Raw genomic sequence first — 19678 nt, forward strand, 5'->3', positions numbered from 1 at the left:
ATAAGCCTTAATAGACTCAATCCCGTAGAATAGCGACTAACAGACCGCAGTTCTCCCTCCAGTTGCACAAATTGATACCGATTTCACCCTTAATTTATGCCAGGAGTATTAGTATCATTTTATGGTGTCTGTCCTTTTAATGCTTAATAATGCTTAAGGACTCTCGATTAAGCGCGAGACGCTGCGCTCTTGGGCACATGACATTCATCATGTGAAACGCTCAAAGCGACGTAGAAGTCTTGCTTGATTGCCATCATTGATGATGCGACCAGTGATATTCATGCGCAGTTCTTCCAGTCAGAGACCACTGAGGGCTGCATGAAAGTGATGAGAGCCTATATCGAAAAGCGAGGGATATTCAAAACTCTCTACGTGGATCGAGCTGGTATCTTTGGTGGGCCGAAACGCAGCAACTTCTCGCAAATGCAGCGAGCTTGTGATGAACTCGGTATCGAAATTATCTTCGCCAACTCACCTCAAGGTAAGGGGCGGATAGAGCGCTCCTTCGATACCTTCCAAGATAGACTGGTGCCAGAACTTCGATTGCACAACATCACCGATATGGAAAATGCGAATCGGTATTTACAAGAAGAGTTCATACCAAACTACTGGGTGGAAAACGTCATGGTTAAACCTACAAGCTTGCGCTCGGCCTTTAAGCGTATACCTGATGATTTAGATCTAAATACTATCTGTGTGCAGAAAGAGTATCGCAAGATACGCAGAGACCATACGTTCAGCTTTGACAATAAAATGTATGTCATCGACTCGCCCGTTCGTTATTCAATCGTTAACCAGCAAGTGGAAATCCGTTGTCAGTTCGATGGTACATTCTCTGCCTACTTTGGTTACCGTCGGCTCGACATCACAGAACTCGTTGAGCCTCGCAAATGCAGCGAATACGGCAAAGAGGTTCAACGTAAAATAGAAGCACTAGAGCTTGTTGAACAGTTAGGAAGTATAACTAAAGCCGCTCGTATCCTTGGTTGCTCCCGTCAATCCCTCTACACCTATCAGAAAATAATGGCAGAGGAAGGGCCGATGGGGTTAAAACGGATCAATAAGCCTCTCAAACGCAGTAAGAACCGCATACCAGAGCACGCAGAAGATAAGATCATCGAGCTGACATTACAGAATCCTCACCTCACATTGATGCAACTGATGGTGGCATTAAAAGAGCACAATATCACTGTGAGTATCGGTACGATTAAAAACATCTGGAAGGAAGAAAAGCTCAACACCAGAGAACTTAGGATTAAAAGATCACAGTCCCTGAACATCGAGGTGTAAGGTGAAAAGCACTAATCCTGACTAAAATGTAAGAGCATGACCGAATCGGTTGTTACTTATCCCGTCATGCTCCCTCAGTAATGACAAAAGCATTTTTCATATGTGATACTGATGGTCAGGAAAAATCACAAATCCTTAGCGAGTAATAAGCAGGACTAGCGTGAAGAGCGACCTTGTTTTTTACTTAACCATCATTCTCATAAATACCCTTTTGACAGGGTGATGGTTTCACGCACTAAGGCCATCTCCTCACTAGGCCCTGCTAAATCAATATTACGCAATTGCCTGATGATAGATGTGGTCTGCTACCACACCAAAACCTTCTGACGTAGGGTGAATTTCATTGCGCCATTGATCACTATTGAGCAAGCCTTGCGTATCAACTACCGTCAGTATCTCGTAGTCATTGGCTACCTCGATTAACCGCTGTTTAAATCGCGTTATTAGGTGATTAATGATCTTTTCTTGATCACTTGCATCAGTAATCTTCTTAGCTTTTAGGTACGGGTAAACCCAAGACTTGCCCACCGGAATGATATCGAACAGTTCAAACCCCGTCGGATTAGGCTGAACAAAATCATAAGTATGTGTGACAATTTTAATATCTGGATTCTTTGAGTACTCCATCGTTAGCTCGCACAGCACGCGATAAGCATTTTCTATTTGCTTGAGCTTCATCTCTACGCGATGTTCGAGTATGCATTGTTGCCAATCCATACCTGGCTGCTTTTCTCTAATAAAGAACCCAAAGTCATACCGACCTACGATGTCATTCCCACCACCAGAAAAGAGTAGTAGATCAAACTCATTGTGCGAGAGGCGCTTTAACAGAGATAGCTTTTCATCACCGGAGATCATATCAATTGCCTCATCTCCGTTAGACGATGTGTTATAAATTAGCAAGTTGTTCCTATCTGCTAAATGGTCGACAACATTGGCATCTTTACCGAAGATAAAATAGCGTCTTGGGTAGTTAAGCCAAGAATCACCTTCGGAAAGAATACGTATTTTATCAGGTGTGTAACGATCCTGAATTAGTTGCTTGTAGGCTCTTGAATCGGATGTCGCTGGCATAATCTTGCCTCCTACTATGATTAAGCACTAAGTGCACTTGTCCCATTTCTAAGCTGGCAATATCTTGTCAGACTCCATTGCTTCGCTAGCCTTGAAGAAATCCCAATGTTTGCGAGCGGAGTTAACAATGACACCAATAACAAATTTGATTGCAAAATATTCCCCGACTTCCGGAATGTAAGGGATATCAATTTTATCATTCGCAAGCGAGGTCAAACGTTTCACTAGCCTCTCTGCTTCTTGATCGTCAATGCCTTGATCAAGGCTTCTCACCAAGTCATAGAACTCATTAGGCAAGTTGTCGTATAGAAAGGTGTCTACTTTAATCACCACCTTCAGCAGTATTTTCTCCTCTTTAGTCTCACTCACTAGTGGAACATTAATTTCAGTATTCAGCTTCTGAGCGAGAATTTTTGCTTCATCAGCCGTGAGTTTCATACGCTTTTCTGGTGGCGCAAAGTAGTCATCCAGTAAATCTCTAAACTCATCCTTGGTTAAATCTTTGATCGTATTCATATTCGCCTCCTACTATGACAAGAACTCTAAAAGAGTATTTACTTGTTGATCGATAAGTTGCTCTGCCAAGCGACTTAAAGCACTGATGTTGCTCTTGCTTACGTTGTCCATATCATCATCCGCATCCGTTAAGACGGTTTGTAAACGTAAGTAGTCTTGGCCTAGCAATACCTTCAATTGGTGATCAGCAGCATCAGATACGCCATCGAACATGCAGCTCATTACAGGCAGAGCCCAGCCGACTTTGCCCCAATCTTTGGCTTGATTGAATGGAATAGATCTTACTAGCTCTCCGGTGCCCAAAGAGAGCAGCTTGATTTCATCATTTGGGAAAAGTTTTTTTGCCTCTACATAGGCTGAAACCGCAGGGTTGTTAATAAATACACCACCATCGACTAGTGCTCTGCGCTTGTTATTAACCTTGACCAAAGCAGGTTCAAAATAAGTTGGTGCCGCACTCGTTGCTCTGGCCGCTAAGCGCATAGATACTTGCTGAGTATTTGAGTTCCAACTTTTTAGAAAGAAGGGTTCGCGCGCTTCAATATCATAGCTTGTAACCATGACCTTAGTTTGGGCGCTCTCTAACGGCTCTGAACGAAAATACTTCATCAGCACGGATTCGATGCCATCTGAAGGATATTTTTCATCGCTTAAACCACCGACAGACGTCACACCTTTCCATCGACTGCGTGGAAAGATATCTGATCCATGCTCACGATAAATCTCAACCAGCTCTGCGGCACTGTAAGGTTCGTTAGTTCCAGGAACATTGATACTTAAGCCCATAGATAAAATGCCGCCAGTTGAAGTGCCACACATTAAATCAAAGAGCTGGCAGCATGGTTTACCCGTTTCTTGTTCCAATTTAGTAAGAACTAACGCAGGGATGATGCCCCGAATACCACCTCCGTCAATCGATAAGACTCGTCTCATTTTGATCTCCTTTTCATCGAGTTTATAAAATCCGATATAAACATAGATGCTATAAGTGCATATGCATCTGGCAGGGATCACAAATATCCATTTGGTTGAGTATCAATTCTAAGATATGAAATGCTGGTGAACGAACAATGTGATGAAGAGCAGCTAAAGCGGAACAAGGTGAAACAGACAAGATGATTGGCAGCGGAAAGTTGCCCATAAAAAAGGGACGTTATCCGTCCCCTTCTATTGTTCAACTATTTCTATCTAGTATGGAAAATCTGCTCGGTCTCAAGTGACGTCATGGTGCGAATTTGACGCCAAACGTAGTAGAAGATACCAAACATCATCAACATGCTAGGGATTGCGATAATTGGGTAGCTGTATAGGGTGAGTTTACCTAGCTCTTCATTGAACTCTGCGGTTCCGGCTGGGCTAGTCACAATCCAAGTTGCAAGGAAATAATTCATCGCTGAAGAAAATGCAAACGTACTAGCAAACAAATAGTTCGATGACATCAGGCAACGTTCAAACGCGTCCGTCTTACCGTTTTCTTTTAAACGCTCAGTGATCACCGCGAGGTTTAGTACTGTATCGTTAAGAATCATCTTCTGCATAAATGGATAACGGGTAAAGGTAGAACCTAAAACCGCTAATCCAATAAGGCCGGGAATCAAAGCTTCTTTCAAGGCTAGCCAACGCGTATCAAGTTCAAGCAAGCCAATACCACCAGTCAGTAGCACACTGACAAAGCCAAGCGCAGCAATGAAATTGAACTTCTTATTACGGATAAGATCCATACCGCCGTAGACAATAGGGAATGCCAATGCCACCACAAGTGCCATGACAGTACCAAGGTGCTCTTCGCCACTAAACTTCATCAGGATGAAGGAAGGAATAAATACGTTAAACAGGATCTCAAATAGGGGGTTCGACTTTTTCGTCGTGGTGTTACTCATAATTGTTACTGGCTCTACTCTGTCATCTTTGTTTTAGTTTCAAAGCGAAGTGTTCAATGCTTAGCTTAAGATGTAAAGCGTTTAAACCCCGAGTTGTGTAACGACTTATGAAATAGAAAGCTTGTGAGTATTTTTTCGTCTATAAGTCTCGCCTTGCCATTCTTACGCGATGCGTAATATTGTAAGGAGCGAGTATCAACCAGAAAACCACTCATTTGGCACTTTGACGGCAATCACCTCTGCTCGGCAACAAACGCTGTCTTGTGAGTGAAGCTCGCACTCCAGCACTATCTTTTTCTCAAATGCTTCGACAACCTTGGCTTTCAATGTAACGGTAGAATCCATAGCGACAGGTTTAAGGAATGAGATATTTAAACTCCCCGTGGCAAACCAAACGGGTTCTCCTTTGCCGACTTCTTGCCCGCTGAGTTGATATCCCTTCGCGATAGCCATACACACACAATGGCAATCGATTATGGTTGATATGATGCCACCATTTAGGAAATGAGTTGGTCCCGCGCAATGATGTTTGTGAGGAACAAACTCACAGCTCGCCTCACTGTCTGATTGCCAATAGCTCTTAATTTGCAGTCCGTGTTCATTTTCAGCGCCACATCCATAGCAGTGGTTGTTCGGTATTTGGTCTTGAATCGCAATAGAATGAGTCATTTCATACTCCCATAGCCAAGCTTGTCTTAATTCGAATAAGTGAATAGTTATCTTATAGTTATAGCTTACTTCCTCGATTTAATATCTACACCGAACTGAGTGGGTACTCGTCGATTCAGCTTGATTGTTCTCTCGCTATCAAAAAAGCCTCCACTTCAACAGGGAGGCTTTTATGTTTCTGAAGTTTGATATTAGCGAACAATCAAACCAAGTAAGATACCAACTGCACCGAAGTCTGCGTCGCTGAATGTTGTGTTAGCAAAGCCTAGGTCGCCTAATACTGGCATTAGGAATACTGGTAGGAAGGTAATCAGTAGACCTTGTGCAAAAGCACCTAAGATTGCACCACGGCGGCCACCTGTTGCGTTACCAAATACACCCGCTGCTGCACCGACGAAGAAGTGCGGTACCACACCCGGAATAATCACAGTTAAGCCCATCACGTAAAGTAGGAACATACCTAGCAAACCCGCAGAAAAACTGGATAAGAAACCAACCAGTACGGCATTTGGCGCATACGGGAATACCACAGGACAATCGAGAGCCGGTTTAGCGTTTGGCACAAGCTTGTCTGAAATACCTTTAAATGCAGGAACGATTTCAGCGATAACCATACGCACACCTTGCAAGATAACGTAAACACCACCAGCAAACGTAATCGACTGCATCAGCGCAAACATAAACCAGTGTTTACCACCACTCACTTCGCGAACAAAGTCACCGCCAGCGAAAATACAGGTCACCATAAAGATGATGCCCATAGTGAAAGAGATAGCGACTGGCGTATCACGCAAGAACAACAAACTCTTTGGTACGTTCATCTCTTCTGTCGAGTGCTCTTTGTTGCCAAACTTGCTGCCAATAAAGCCAGCTAGCACGTAGGAGAGTGTCGAGAAGTGACCAATAGCCACATCATCAGAACCTGTCACTTGCTTCATGTAACGGTGCGCGATGGCTGGGAAAAACACCATCACTGAGCCAACAACTAAAGAACCTAATGCAATAAGAGGAACACCACTCATTCCACTTGAAGATAGGATCGCTGCCACCATCATCGACATAAATAACGTGTGGTGACCTGTCAGGAAGATAAATTTCCATGGCGTTAGACGAGCGATCAGAATGTTCACCAGCATCGCAAAGAACATGATCATCGCCATCTCTTTACCAAATGCTTCTTGAGCAATTGACACAATCGCTTCGTTGTTTGGTACAACACCTGTAATACCAAACGCTTGTTGGAAGATAGTCGCAAAATCACCTAGAGAGGTAACAACTAAGCCAGCACCAGCGCCCAAGATGATAAAACCGAGAATGGTTTTTACTGTGCCTTTAATACATTCTGTCACCGACTTTTTCTGAGCGATTAGGCCGATAAGAGCGATAAGACCGACCAGAACCGCAGGTTCTGATAGGACATCGTTCATTAAGAAACTAAAGAATTCCATAATGGCTCCCTATAGTGCGCCAAGTTCTTGTAAAGCCGCAGATAAACGCTCTTTCATTGCCACTTTATCAACCATGTTGTCTAGGCTGACGATTTTCGGTTCAACATCGAGTGCTTGCAATTGGTCAGTAATATCGTTAGTACCAATAAAGATGTCACAATCTGTGCCTTTTGCACTGCCTAAATCAATGTGATCAACCGCTGCATTAATCTCAAGCTCTTTGACGATGCCCTTGATGCTCATTTCCATCATTAGGCTCGTGCCAAGACCATGTCCACAAACAACCATAATTTTCATAGTTCAGTACCTTTTTATTCTTGATATCTATAGGGGTGATAGTCAGGAGTTATGTTTTAGTAATTCTTGATGACGGCTAAAATGTCATCGACAGATTGAGCGTTGCAGATTTGCTCTACATGCTCTTCATTCATAAACAGCTCAGCCAGTTTTGAAATAGCACCGACATGGCTATCGCTATCCGTTGCCGCTAGCGTCACCAACATCTGCACAGGGTCATTACCTTCAGAGTCAAAGTTAACGCCGTTTTGAATCACAGTGATCGCAAGTGATAAACGATTAACGCCATCTTCTGGTCTTGCATGTGGCATCGCCATACCAGGGCCAACGACATAGTACGGGCCTAGCTCTTGATGCGAGCGAAAAATCGCCTCTACGTAGCTTGGATCAACAGCGCCATTATCAAGCAATGCCTGACACGATTTTTGAACAGCGTCTTTCCAATCGCTGGCTTCAGCATGGACTCGAATCACGTCAGAGGTAATCAGTTCACTTAGCATTGGATCTTTCCGATTTGTTGTTTTGATGGCGCTACTCTAACGATGATTCCTGTGGAAAAACCGGACAATGATCACAAATGATAGCGCTACCTGGTAGCGCTATCATAAACTGTGATAGCGCTACCATTTATTAATCTTAATGCGGTTTCATATGCTTGTGATCACCATCTAATGCGCTAATATCATTTCAACCTAAGGGCTGTGATAAGATGTCGCGGCGAATTAATAGATAAAAAACGAAAATAAAAAATGAGCGAACCGCGAAAACGCAGAAGCACTGGAAAAGTCACACTTGCCGATGTAGCCAAAAAGGCCGGTGTGGGTTCGATGACCGTTTCGCGAGCATTAAGAACGCCAGACTTGGTGTCTGATAAATTGCGAGAAAAGATTCAACAAGTCGTTGATGAGCTAGGTTATATTCCCAATAAAGCGGCGGGCGCATTGGCCTCAGCTGAAAGCTATTCAATTGCTTTGATCCTGCCTTCATTGATCGATAAATCTTGTGCCTTGTTTCTACCTAGCTTCCAACAAACCCTAAACAAAGCGGGCTACCAACTGATTCTCGGCTACAGCGACTACTCGGTAGATCAAGAAGAAAAACTGCTTTCAACCTTTCTCGAAAGTCGCCCTGCGGGGGTGGTACTGTTTGGTGGAGAACACAGCAAACGCACCCATCAGTTGTTGGAGGCAGCAAATACGCCAGTACTTGAGATAGCCGAACTTACCTCTACCGCCCAATATTTGAACATTGGTGTGGATCATTTCGACATCGGGAAATCTTGTACCAAGCATATTATCGAACAAGGCTTTAATAATGTTGGCTTTATCGGTGCACGTGGTGAGCATTCAACTCTCCAGCGCAAACTCCATGGTTGGCAAAGCGCGATGATAGAAAACTATCTAACACCAGATCACTTTCTAACCACGCACGAAGCCCCTTCTTCACAACTCGGAGCCGAAGGTTTAGCGAAGTTACTGCTACGCGATTCCACTCTCAATGCACTAGTATGTAGCCATGAAGAGATTGCCATCGGCGCTTTATTTGAATGTCACCGCAGAGTGCTCAAGGTGCCAACCGATATTGCTATCATCTGTTTAGAGGGATCGTCAATGGCAGAGCATGCCTACCCGAGCCTAACTTGCGCAGAAGTCGACTACGAGCGAATGGGAACCAAAGCGGCAGAAAAACTGCTCCACCAGATCAAAGGCGACCGAGTAGAAGCCGTAACAGATATCGGCTTTAAGCTGACGCGCAGGGCTAGCACTGCGATCAATTAAGTTTGCTCAGTCAACGTCGGATATTTATAAGCTGTTGAGCGATCTCGGGTTCACAATCTTTAAAGGATTCCAGTAGCCACAAACGAAACTGCTCTTCCAATTTTGTGGCTGACTGATTTTTGCTGAGTAAGATGTAGCTATGCCCCGACGGGACAAAACCAAACGGGGCGATGAGGCTACCACGTTTCAAGTCATCAGCAACCAAGGGGTAAGAACCTATCGTTGCCCCTAGCCCATCAACACTGGCTTGAAGTGAGAAGTAAAAATGAGCAAAAGTCTGTTGCTCATTGGCTAGCAGTTTCGGTTTGTTTCGCTCGTTGCACCAATTTTCCCAAGCCAATGGACGTGTCTGACTGTGCAGCAGTTTCATGGTGCTCAAATCCTGTTCGACTTGTTGCCAGTACTCTGGTGACATCACAGGTCCAACCCACTCTTCAATTAAAGGAGTTTGCTGATAGTCATGGGGAATAGCAAAGTCATCTCGTCGTATCGCCATAGATAATCCAGATCGATCCAGATTGATTGCTCCGCCTGCGGTTGATAAGCGCACATCCGTAGCGAAGTCGTCGTTAAACGTAGACAACCTAGGCATTAACCAACGCATAGTTAGTGTCGGCTCACAAGAGACTTCTAGTACGTTTTGATTTTGTGTTTCTAACTTAGCTACACCCGTTTCAAGCGCTTGAAAAGCCTGCTCTGTATAGGTTTTCAGCAGCTCACCTTGCGGACTCAAACAGACATTTCTCCCCTGCTTCACAAACAAGGTCTGGTCGAGATAGTTTTCCAGCACTTTAATCTGCTTGCTGACTGCACCGTGCGTAATGTTCAGTTGCTCTGCAGCCTCGCTGTAATTTGAGCACTGCGCTGCAACATGAAAAACATGGAAGGATTTAAGATGCCTCATTAGTGAACTTTTCTCACATAAAACTAGAATTCATTTCGATTATAGGCACAACCAGATTTACCTACAATGCCAGCCACAATCCAATCAAACTGGGAATAAATATGGAGTTAGTAAGTTTAGCGCTATTGGGCATCTTAATCGTGATTAGTCCGGGAGCTGATTTTGTTCTGGTACTTAAAAACAGTCTTAATCATGGCCGTAAAGCGGGTGTCATGAGTGCAGTGGGGATCAGTCTTGCCATCGGTGTTCACATTGCTTACTCGATGCTCGGTATTAGTTACTTAATCTCACAAAATGAATGGTTGTTTAATCTGGTTCGATATCTAGGTGCCGGATACTTAATATACTTAGGATTAAGGGGCCTTTTGGCACAATCCTCAGCGCCGTCTAATCCAATCGAGCCGAGCGCAGCCAAATCCGCTTGGCGCTATCTAAGTGAAGGCTTTCTTTGCAATGTGCTTAATCCTAAAACCATGCTGTTTTTCTTGAGTATTTTCAGTCAGGTAATGACCAACGACGCATCAAGTAACAACAACGCCCTTATCTATGGTGGCTATATGATGCTTCTACACGGCCTGTGGTTTGTACTAGTCGCACTGCTGTTCTCCTCCAATAAGCTGCAAACCTTACTGAGTAAAGCCAAGCATCGACTTAATCAATTATGTGGCGCAGGGCTACTGCTATTCGGATTAGCACTAGGGTTAAAAAACTAAAAATTAGAATAGGCATCAATAACATAACTAAGTCTCTCTAAAACGGTAGCTCGCCGCATTGATACTTTTCAAGCAATCCGAACTCAAAGAAAGGAAACTCACGACTATACTTCAGAGAGTTCTAAACTTAAGTATTAACAAACTCACATTATTCAGAAGATAGTCAGAGAAGCAAAAGCTCACATGAAAAAGCTGCTGTTTTATTCACATGATAGTTATGGCCTAGGGAATATTCGCCGTATGGTGGCTATTGCCAATGAGCTGGTTAGTCGACACAGTGATCTGTATATTTTGCTGATCACTGGCTCTCCCATGTTGCACGCATTCCGCACGCATCCACAGATCGACTATGTCAAACTACCTTGTCTGCAACGTTCAAAATCGGGCCGCTACTCAGCAAAGCTGGCTTGTTATAGCGCAGAGCAACTTGTGCAATCTAGATCAGCAGTCATACATCAGATTGTGGCCTCTTATAAACCCGATCTACTTTTAGTCGATAAAAAGCCCGAAGGGCTCAATGGTGAGCTTAAACAAACGCTATTATTTCTTTCCTCACAGCATAAATCACCACGGTGTGTACTGCTGCTAAGAGATATATTGGATTCACCACAGGTGACGCAGCATATCTGGCAAAAAAATGGCTATTACCAACTAGTAGAGAAGTACTATGATCAAGTGTTAGTTGTTGGTGAACAAAAGATCTTTGATGTCACCACTGAGTATCGCTTCCCTTCTAGCATCGCACAAAAAACCCAATTTTGTGGCTATCTACAACGCACTGAACAGCCTGATGAAAGAAATCAAGTTCAAAACGGCTTAGCCTCAACAGATCGCAAGCTTATCGTTGCTGCAGCAGGTGGAGGGGACGATGGAAGTCTTGTGCTTACAACCTACTTGCAAGCATTAGCTCAAAGTACTTGGGGTAACCAAGTCAACACAGTCGTATTTTATGGGCCGGAGATGAATGATGCTGGTGTGGAACAACTACATCATCTCGCGAGTTCAATGCCACATGTTACTCTGTTGGAGTTCACTCCCCACTTTATTAGCTACCTTTCTGCCGCAGATTTGGTCGTAGCAATGGGAGGTTACAACACCATTTGTGAAATTTTATCGGTTAAAAAGCCGGCAATCATAGTCCCAAGAGTCACTCCTGTCGCCGAACAACTGCTTCGCGCGCAGTGTTTTAGTCGATTGGAAATATTTGAATGTATTCACCCAAATGAACTTACGCCTAGTGTGTTAGATAAGAAAATTGCCAACAAACTCTTTTCTCAGGAGGCACTATTGCCATTTCCTGACAAGATCCGTTTGAACGGGATGGAAAAGCTAGACAGATTGCTTGTTGAGCAAAAAACAAACTGATAAAAAACAATAGAAACATAGCGTTGGTTAAGGCTTAGCGAAAACTTACTCAATGGAAGGAATAGTCCTATGTATGTCGCCTACGTCGTCAAACGATATCCGCGCTACTCAGAGACCTTTATCGTCAATGAGATATTGGCTCACGAACGAGCCGGGGTAAACATCCATATCTTCGCTTTGTTACCCCCTCAAGATACCCATTTTCAAGATATTATTGCGCGTGTTAAGGCGCCAGTAACCTATTTGCCAGCAAAAGCCGACCGAGCAAGTAACTTTTGGGAAAGACAGAAAAAAGTATCGCGCCGCTTTCCAGAGGTGTGGAATATTCTCGGCCAGTATCCAAATGCTAGTGCTAGGGAAATACTTCAAGCATTAGAGCTGTCTCTTCATATCAGCCGTATGGGCATTACTCACCTGCACGCTCACTTTGCGACCACGTCAACATCTGTGGCTCAAATTGCTTCAGCTATAACTCATGTTCCCTTCACATTTACCGCTCACGCAAAAGATATATTTCACCAAGATAATGACTTTGCAGCACTCACGGTTAAATTTTCTCAAGCACAGCGAGCCATCACGGTGAGCAACTTCAATCAAAGCTATTTAACTGAGGAACTAGGCGTAGGCGCGAGCAAAGTTATTCGAATTTATAACGGCTTAGATCTGAACGATTTCCCCTATACTTCTCCTAACCAGCGTGAACCTCGAATTTGCGCTATTGGCCGTTTAGTTGAAAAAAAAGGTTTCTGCGATCTTGTTGCTGCTTGTCACTTGCTAAAACAGCAGGGTGTTGTGTTTCAGTGCGAGCTAATTGGTGACGGGGAACTAAAGCCAGAGATCGAGAAACAAATTCACTCACTTGGTATCCAAGATGTAGTCACGATGCAAGGTTCTTTACCGCAGAAGGAGGTGAAAGCTCGGCTACGTCAAGCTGCAGTATTCGCTGCGCCGTGCGTAATCGGAGAGGATGGGAACCGTGACGGTTTACCGACTGTATTACTCGAAGCTATGGCGTTAGGAACACCATGCGTTTCCACTGCTGTTACAGGTATTCCAGAAGTCATCTTCAATGGAAAAACAGGTCTGATGGTAGAGCAACATAACCCGAACTCTCTGGCAGAAGCGTTGAAGCAGATGCTTGAGAACTCAGAGCTGAGAGTTCGTTTAGCTGAACAAGCGCGCTTACTCATAGAGCGTGAGTTCGACATTCATGAAAATTGTAAAAAGATACGAACTCAATTTCAGCACACGTAATACAAGAATTATGGAGGCATTATGAAAGCAGCCTATGTTTGTTCCGATCGCGGTGTTCCTATTTTTGGCAGTAAAGGCTGTTCATTACACGTACAAGAGGTCGCACGCGCCTTTACTCAAACAGATATCGATGTTGATTTTCATGTCGCAACCATTGGAGGTGAGTGCCCTAAAGACTTACATCAGCTCGATGTTCATAGAATTAAACACGCAAAAATATCCGATAGAGCATTAAGAGAACAAGCAGATATTCAAGATAACGCCGCCATAATGTCACAGCTCATCCAGTGTGAACCTTACGATTTTATCTATGAGCGCTACTCGTTGTGGAGCCATGCCGGCATGTCTTATGCCGCGAGTAAAGGTATACCGGCAATATTAGAGGTGAACGCACCTCTCGTCGAAGAGCAACAAAAATACCGAGGCTTAGTTGATGAACAAGCAGCAAGAGACATTACTCAACAATGCTTCTCATCAGCAAGCTTAATACTTGCTGTGTCGGAACAGGTCGCTGACTATGTTGATACCTACCCCCAAGCACATGGTAAAGTGAAGGTTCTTCCCAATGGCGTCAATACTGAACGTTTTATTTGCTCTAGTGCCGAGCGTTCAATTACCGACCACCTTTTCACTTTTGGCTTTGTCGGAACGCTAAAGCCTTGGCATGGGGTAGACAGGCTCATTGAAGCTTTCGCAATTGTGCACACACACTTTCCAAACACACGACTTATGATCATTGGTGATGGCCCAATGCGGCAAACACTAGAGTTGCAAGTAGCACACTTAAACTTAGAGAGCAGTGTAGAGATAGTTGGAATGGTCGCCCCATCTGACATGGCAGAAATGTATACCCAAATGGATGTAGGCGTCGCCCCATATCCTAGTGCAGAGAACTTCTATTTTTCACCACTGAAAATTTATGAGTACATGGCCGCAGGGCTGGCTGTTATTGCGAGTGATATAGGTCAGATACCACAGATAGTCACTGACCATAAAACTGGGCTTACTTGCTCATCGTCAAGCATTACGAGCCTTATCGAAGCCATGGAGTTCTTAGCGGACAATCACACAATGGCAATGATATGGGGCAAAATCGGACAGGATGAAGCCCAGCGATACCATAGCTGGCAAAGTCGTGTCGAAAATATTCTAAATTGGTCAGGACTGACGGTGGAGCGAAGCAATGGCGAGACCTAAAGGATTAAAGCAAAGCTTACCCGGTCTACTGCGCTTTTATGATTACGTGCGGCCCTACATTAAACAGAGAAAATGGCTCATTGCCGGAGCGTTTGCGTGTTTATTTGGCCAAACATTAATGCGCTTGATAGAACCTTGGCCACTGAAATACATCATTGATCGCTTAGCCTCGCCAGAGTTCAACGCGGCGCAAGATCTACAAATACTGTCGACACTGCCAATTTCATCCTATTTTGCAATATTAGCTGCGACTTTAGTCATCATTATTTTAGGTCGCGCAGTTCTGACTTATGCGACCACGGTACTAATGGCTCTGGCAGGCAACCACATCATCATTAGCCTGCGTAGCAAAGTGTTCAATCATATCCAAGGGTTGTCTACAATTTACCATCAGCAACAACGTAGTGGCGACCTAGTCGTTCGCATCATTAGTGACATGGGGCTAATGAAAGAAATCGCCATAACTGCAGCGGTACCATTGATAGGCAACAGCCTGATCTTCCTTTGTATTATTGGCGTCATGTTTTGGCTGAATTGGCAACTCGCACTGGTTTCATTGTGCACCTTACCACTGCTCTGGTTTGTCACGTTAAACAAAAGCAAAAAAATCCACAAAGTCGCACGCAAAAATCGTCAACGCGAGGGAGTAATGGCAGCCACAGCATCAGAATCCATTCACTCCATTAAATCCGTACAGGCATTAACGTTAGAAGACCGATTTTCTAATATTTTCAGTGAAGCCAATAGTAAAAGCCTCAAGGAGGGAGTCCAAGGAAAAAGACTTGCCGCGTCACTACAGAGAAACGTCGAAATACTTATGGCGATATCTACCGCCTTGGTACTTTGGTATGGCGCCTTGCTGGTTATCAAAGAACAATTAAGCCTTGGTGAGCTACTCGTATTCACCTATTACTTACGACGAGTATTTCGCCCCATACGAGATTTTACCAAATATACCGCGAGACTTGCCAAGGCGTCTGCGGCGGGAGAGAGAGTATTAGATATTCTTGAGCACCAAAAAGATATCGAGAATCTACCGAATGCAGTTGAAGCACCTTCTTTCAACGGAAATATCCAGTTCCGAAATATTGAATTCTCCTATTTAGATGATGAGGTAACCAACCTCGAAAACATTACTGTAAATATTCCTAAAGGAAAAAAAGTCGCAGTTATCGGCTCTTCAGGCAGTGGAAAATCTACCCTAATTGCATTACTCCTGCGCTTACATGACCCTCAACGCGGAGGTGTATACATTGATGGTGTCGATATCCGTGAATACACCTTTGAAAGTGTCCGTCAGCAAATCTCGGTAGTGATGCAAGAAACCGCCTTATTCGCGACTTCGATTCTCAATAACATAACGATTGGTCAAGGTGACGTGAAGATAGAGCGTGTATATGAGTCAGCAAAGCAAGCAGAGATACATGATTTCATTATGTCGTTACCAAACGGCTATGACACACTCGTCGGTGAACGAGGGGTAACCTTATCCGCTGGGCAAAGACAGCGAATAGCCATTGCGCGAGCAGCACTTCGACAAGCCCCCATCTTAATTCTAGATGAACCTACAACTGGCTTAGATCCAGCAACTGAGAGTCAAGTAAGTCGTGCGCTAATGAGGCTAGCGAATGATTGCACAGCATTGATTATTACCCATAGGAGAGAGCTCGCTGAACAATGTGATTATGTGGTTTGTATGCGCAAAGGTAAGGTTATTGAGCAGGGCACTCAGGCGGAACTCACCGATAAAGCCGGAATGTACTTAACACATTTTACCTCGCCTGAAACACAATCAGCTCAAGGAGGGTAAATGCAACCTGAAGACCAACCATTGATTGGCCGAGAGTCAGAAATATTAGGTTTGCATATCATGCTAGATGAATCCAAGATGCTAGCATTGATGCGCCAGTACATGCAGGACGTAGACATATTCGCACTGACAAAAGTCTATATACGTTACAAACCAGAGACGAATTGTTTAGTTAAATACCTTATTGAGAGTGGAAGCGGATCTACTACTTGCTACGTAAAAGCCTACACTGCTAAAGACTCCGCTAAGCTTGAGAGTATAAAAACCGCTCAAAACGCCAATCAAATAATTCCGATAATAGTTAAAAAACATTTGATGATTATTTACCCGTTTCCACTCGATGCAAAACTAAAAGTGCTTCCCCGTTTATTATCACCAGAATCTTTGCCAAATTTACTAGCTCGCGCGCTCTACCCCAAGGCTCAAGTCCAACCACATATCCAGAGTAGTGAAATTCTACAATACAAACCTGAAAGACGTCTGGTACTCAAACTCCAATTAACTTCAGGTGAAGTACTGGTTGCTAAAGCCTATACAGATCAAAGGTACAAACTCGCTAACCTCTCTCGTCGAAGAAAGCTCCATTCTCAACACCTGCTTGATGTAGTAGGGCGCAGCAGCAAGCATAAATTGTTAGTTTTTCGCTGGATTGAAGGACGCAACCTAACTCACTGGTACCATATTAACCAGAACGATCTCGCGCCTTTTTATGAATGTGGTCAATACCTTAGATGTTTTCATCAAAAATCAAAACCTAAGCGTGTGATCCATAAAAACACAGCAAATTTCTTACGGAGTTTGCAAAGTCGAACAGAAGATCTGGCGCACCTTATGCCTAAGCTAAAGAGCAGGCTGACTCACCTAACCTCTCAATTATTAGAACGATTACAAGACCTAAAGGCCGATAAAACCGTTATCCACGGTGATTTCTATGCCTCACAAGTGTTAGTGACACCCAATGGAAACCGGCTGATAGATTTTGATGATGTATGCTATTGGTATTCAGCCTATGACATCGGGACATTTATCGCTCACCTAGAGTTTGATTCTCTAGGTGGCGATGTTTCTTTTGCTAGGTCACAAAGTTATCGTCGGGCTTTACTACAAGGGTATGGCGAACTCAAAAAAAACCATAGTTATGAAATTGAACTATTTACAGCTTTAGCGTTACTGCAGCTTGCACATCAGCCTTTTCGTGATGCCCACCCTCAATGGGCAGCTTCCATTTACCATCTGATTGAACGCTGTGAACAACATTTACAAAGTTTCAAATTACTATCCGAAGTCAATAACTTAGAGGGAAGGCTGACGTTTTCCTCCGAGCTGTTTGACCTACCCTATGCCAGGCAATTGCTGCTAAGGAGCATCAAGGATTTATCGAGCGCGGATCGCCTAATTTGCATTGCAGTTACACGGTATAAAGCCAATAAGCGAGTCATGATTGAATATACGCTAGAGCGTGCGAACGGAGAACGAATTTCAATACTCGGTAAGGTCAGAATCAAAGGCTTTGATAAACGGACTTGGCATGCCAATAAAGCCCTTTATAACGCTCAATTTGGCCCCAATGGCAATGATGGGATTCAGGTCCCCAAACCTTTAGGATGTTCATCCGATCATCATATTTGGTTCCAAAGCAAAGTGGCAGGTAAAAGCTGCTTTGATCTATTTTGCCAACAAAAAAGTCATTCTCTTTCACAACGAATTGCCCAAGCACTCCACAAGCTTCATTTCAATCACATTGAAACCGATCGTCATCATAGCAACCAAGATGAAATTCGATTGCTTGAAGAGTATTTGACTCTCGCCGCCAATCAATTGCCAACCAAGGCTCCAGTCATCCAAAATATTTTACACAATTGCAAGACACTGGCTGACGAGCTTTGCACAGCAACCCAGCCAACGCTTATTCATCGTGATTTTTACCATGACCAAATCTTAGTGGCAGATTCTGAAGTCTATCTTTTGGACCTAGACCTTCTCTGCTATGGTTCCCCTGCACTGGATGTCGGTAACTTTGTCGCTCATATTGAAGAACAATGCTTACGTGAATTCGGCCAAGTTAACTATGCACAGCAACAAACATCCAAATTTGTCGAGCATTACCTAGAACTCTCTGGCCTAAATTTAAACAGAGATATCGAGATATATACATTACTAAGCTGGGCAAGGCACATATATATAAGTCAGAGGATCGCTCAACGGAACGATTGGACAGAACAAATTATCGAGCTTTGCGAACAACGGATTACCCGGCTTCGCTACCGTTATCTATAATAGCTCAATCAGTACCATAGATGTCTCGTGAATAAATTTTATTCGAGACATCTAATAGCTCATCAGTTAGTCGGTTGGCTAGAATCACGCTCGAAACTTGCTTAAATTCATCGAGCTGATGGATAACTTCGCATTGGTGATAGACCGAGTCTGGATAAGTTGGCTCATAGATAACGACACGAACACCTCGGGCTTGAAGCCTGTCGACCACACCAATGATCGACGAGGAGCGGAAGTTATCCGACCCGGATTTCATCACTAACCGATACACACCAACCACTTCTGGCTCTCGCGCTAATATCACTTGGGCAATATGATCTTTACGGATTGAATTAGACTCCACAATGCCGCAGATCATTCGATTTGGGATATTTTCAAAGTTAGAGGAAAGCTGTTTGGTATCTTTCGGTAAACAATAACCACCATAGCCGAAAGAGGGATTATTGTAGTGCTGACCGATCCGAGGATCGTAACAAACGCCTTCAATAATATCTTTGCTGATCAAGTGGTTAAGCTCTGCATAAGTATCAAGTTCATTAAAAAACGCAACGCGCATGGCTAAAAACGTATTGGCAAACAGCTTTATTGATTCGGCCTCACAAGAGTGAGTATAGATGAGAGGCGGGTTCGGCGTTTTCGCACCTTGTTGAAGCAAAGCCCCGAAAACCTTCGCACTTTCATTCTGCCCCCCAACAATAATCCGAGCTGGAAATAAGCAGTCATACAATGCTCTACCTTCCCTAAGGAACTCTGGCGAAAAAAGAATATTGCTATGCTGATAGCGCTTACGGGCTTGGTGAGTAAAATTCACCGGTACAGTACTCTTAATGACGATGGTTGCGGCAGGATTTATGCTAATCGCACGTTGCATGACAGCTTCAACAATGGCGGTGTTGAATGAACGCGATTCTGTGTCGTAATCCGTCGGGGTAGCGATGACGATAAACTGAGCTTCGCAATAAGCAATATGCTCTTCCGTCGTCGCCATTAAGTTTAGTGTATGACTGGTAAGGTAATGCTGGATGTCACTGTCATCGATGGGGGAGATCCGCTGATTAATCTTGGCAACTTTTCCCTTGTCGATATCTAGTAATGTCACATCGTTGTGCTGTGCTAACAAAATAGCATTGGCTAGACCAACATAACCGATTCCTACCACTGCAATTTTCATATTCTACCTACAGAATAAATATAATTGATGAGGAT

The 19678-nt window shown here is 43.8% G+C and carries 17 protein-coding genes and 1 pseudogene; 8 read left to right on the forward strand and 10 right to left on the reverse strand.

All coding sequences use genetic code 11. The features are described from left to right. Positions 1-157: 157 nt before the first annotated feature. Positions 158-1290, forward strand: a pseudogene (locus tag ZX61_RS16695) (helix-turn-helix domain-containing protein); the annotation flags it as partial. Positions 1291-1563: 273 nt separating this feature from the next. Here the strand turns inward: ZX61_RS16695 and ZX61_RS16700 are convergent. From ZX61_RS16700 to ZX61_RS16735, 8 genes are all read right to left on the reverse strand, one after another. Continuing rightward, positions 1564-2364: a hypothetical protein gene (locus ZX61_RS16700; protein WP_049845737.1), complete on the reverse strand. Its 801-nt coding sequence runs from the start codon at positions 2362-2364 to the stop codon at positions 1564-1566. 48 nt (positions 2365-2412) lie between these two features. Further along, entirely contained in the window at positions 2413-2880 is a 468-nt protein-coding gene (locus ZX61_RS16705; RefSeq protein WP_049845738.1) for a hypothetical protein, read from the reverse strand. Between the two features lie 12 nt (positions 2881-2892). Then, complete coding sequence (locus tag ZX61_RS16710; protein ID WP_049845739.1) at positions 2893-3813, reverse strand: patatin-like phospholipase family protein; 921 nt, start codon at positions 3811-3813, stop codon at positions 2893-2895. A gap of 251 nt (positions 3814-4064) precedes the next feature. Continuing rightward, positions 4065-4760: a VC0807 family protein gene (locus tag ZX61_RS16715; protein ID WP_049845740.1), complete on the reverse strand. Its 696-nt coding sequence runs from the start codon at positions 4758-4760 to the stop codon at positions 4065-4067. Positions 4761-4955: 195 nt separating this feature from the next. Continuing rightward, complete coding sequence (locus ZX61_RS16720; RefSeq protein ID WP_049845741.1) at positions 4956-5429, reverse strand: PaaI family thioesterase; 474 nt, start codon at positions 5427-5429, stop codon at positions 4956-4958. 191 nt (positions 5430-5620) lie between these two features. Further along, complete coding sequence (locus tag ZX61_RS16725) at positions 5621-6877, reverse strand: PTS ascorbate transporter subunit IIC (protein ID WP_049845742.1); 1257 nt, start codon at positions 6875-6877, stop codon at positions 5621-5623. 9 nt (positions 6878-6886) lie between these two features. Continuing rightward, positions 6887-7174 carry a PTS sugar transporter subunit IIB gene (locus tag ZX61_RS16730; RefSeq protein WP_049845743.1) on the reverse strand — a complete coding sequence of 96 codons (288 nt, stop codon included), beginning with the start codon at positions 7172-7174 and terminating at the stop codon, positions 6887-6889. A 56-nt stretch (positions 7175-7230) separates the two neighbouring features. Then, positions 7231-7674, reverse strand: coding sequence for a PTS sugar transporter subunit IIA (locus ZX61_RS16735; protein ID WP_049845744.1), 444 nt, complete (start codon positions 7672-7674; stop codon positions 7231-7233). A gap of 249 nt (positions 7675-7923) precedes the next feature. Here ZX61_RS16735 and ZX61_RS16740 point away from each other — a divergent pair, with 249 nt between their 5' ends. Continuing rightward, positions 7924-8952: a LacI family DNA-binding transcriptional regulator gene (locus ZX61_RS16740; protein WP_004744112.1), complete on the forward strand. Its 1029-nt coding sequence runs from the start codon at positions 7924-7926 to the stop codon at positions 8950-8952. A 10-nt stretch (positions 8953-8962) separates the two neighbouring features. On the opposite strand, the gene ZX61_RS16745 is transcribed toward ZX61_RS16740, so the two are convergent. Further along, the gene (locus ZX61_RS16745; RefSeq protein WP_049845745.1) at positions 8963-9856 is read right to left on the reverse strand and encodes a LysR family transcriptional regulator; all 894 of its coding nucleotides are present in this window, start codon (positions 9854-9856) and stop codon (positions 8963-8965) included. 101 nt (positions 9857-9957) lie between these two features. Between ZX61_RS16745 and ZX61_RS16750 the strand changes: the two genes are divergently transcribed. From ZX61_RS16750 to ZX61_RS16775, 6 genes are all read left to right on the forward strand, one after another. Next, positions 9958-10569: a LysE family translocator gene (locus tag ZX61_RS16750; protein ID WP_049845746.1), complete on the forward strand. Its 612-nt coding sequence runs from the start codon at positions 9958-9960 to the stop codon at positions 10567-10569. 183 nt (positions 10570-10752) lie between these two features. Continuing rightward, on the forward strand, positions 10753-11934 hold the full coding sequence (locus tag ZX61_RS16755; RefSeq protein WP_082173512.1) for a glycosyltransferase family protein: 1182 nt from the start codon (positions 10753-10755) through the stop codon (positions 11932-11934). A gap of 69 nt (positions 11935-12003) precedes the next feature. Next, positions 12004-13188 carry a glycosyltransferase family 4 protein gene (locus ZX61_RS16760; RefSeq protein WP_049845747.1) on the forward strand — a complete coding sequence of 395 codons (1185 nt, stop codon included), beginning with the start codon at positions 12004-12006 and terminating at the stop codon, positions 13186-13188. Between the two features lie 21 nt (positions 13189-13209). Further along, the gene (locus ZX61_RS16765; RefSeq protein ID WP_049845748.1) at positions 13210-14385 is read left to right on the forward strand and encodes a glycosyltransferase family 4 protein; all 1176 of its coding nucleotides are present in this window, start codon (positions 13210-13212) and stop codon (positions 14383-14385) included. Further along, entirely contained in the window at positions 14372-16195 is a 1824-nt protein-coding gene (locus ZX61_RS16770; RefSeq protein ID WP_049845749.1) for an ABC transporter ATP-binding protein, read from the forward strand. Before ZX61_RS16765 ends, ZX61_RS16770 begins: the two co-directional genes overlap by 14 nt. After that, positions 16196-18472 (forward strand): phosphotransferase, encoded by a 2277-nt coding sequence (locus tag ZX61_RS16775; RefSeq protein WP_049845750.1) that lies wholly within the window; start codon positions 16196-16198, stop codon positions 18470-18472. A gap of 4 nt (positions 18473-18476) precedes the next feature. Here ZX61_RS16775 and ZX61_RS16780 read toward each other — a convergent pair whose 3' ends face one another. Next, positions 18477-19643 carry a nucleotide sugar dehydrogenase gene (locus ZX61_RS16780; RefSeq protein ID WP_049845751.1) on the reverse strand — a complete coding sequence of 389 codons (1167 nt, stop codon included), beginning with the start codon at positions 19641-19643 and terminating at the stop codon, positions 18477-18479. Positions 19644-19678 lie beyond the last annotated feature (35 nt).

It is taken from the genome of Vibrio sp. VPAP30 (assembly GCF_001188205.1).
Taxonomy (GTDB): domain Bacteria; phylum Pseudomonadota; class Gammaproteobacteria; order Enterobacterales; family Vibrionaceae; genus Vibrio; species Vibrio bivalvicida.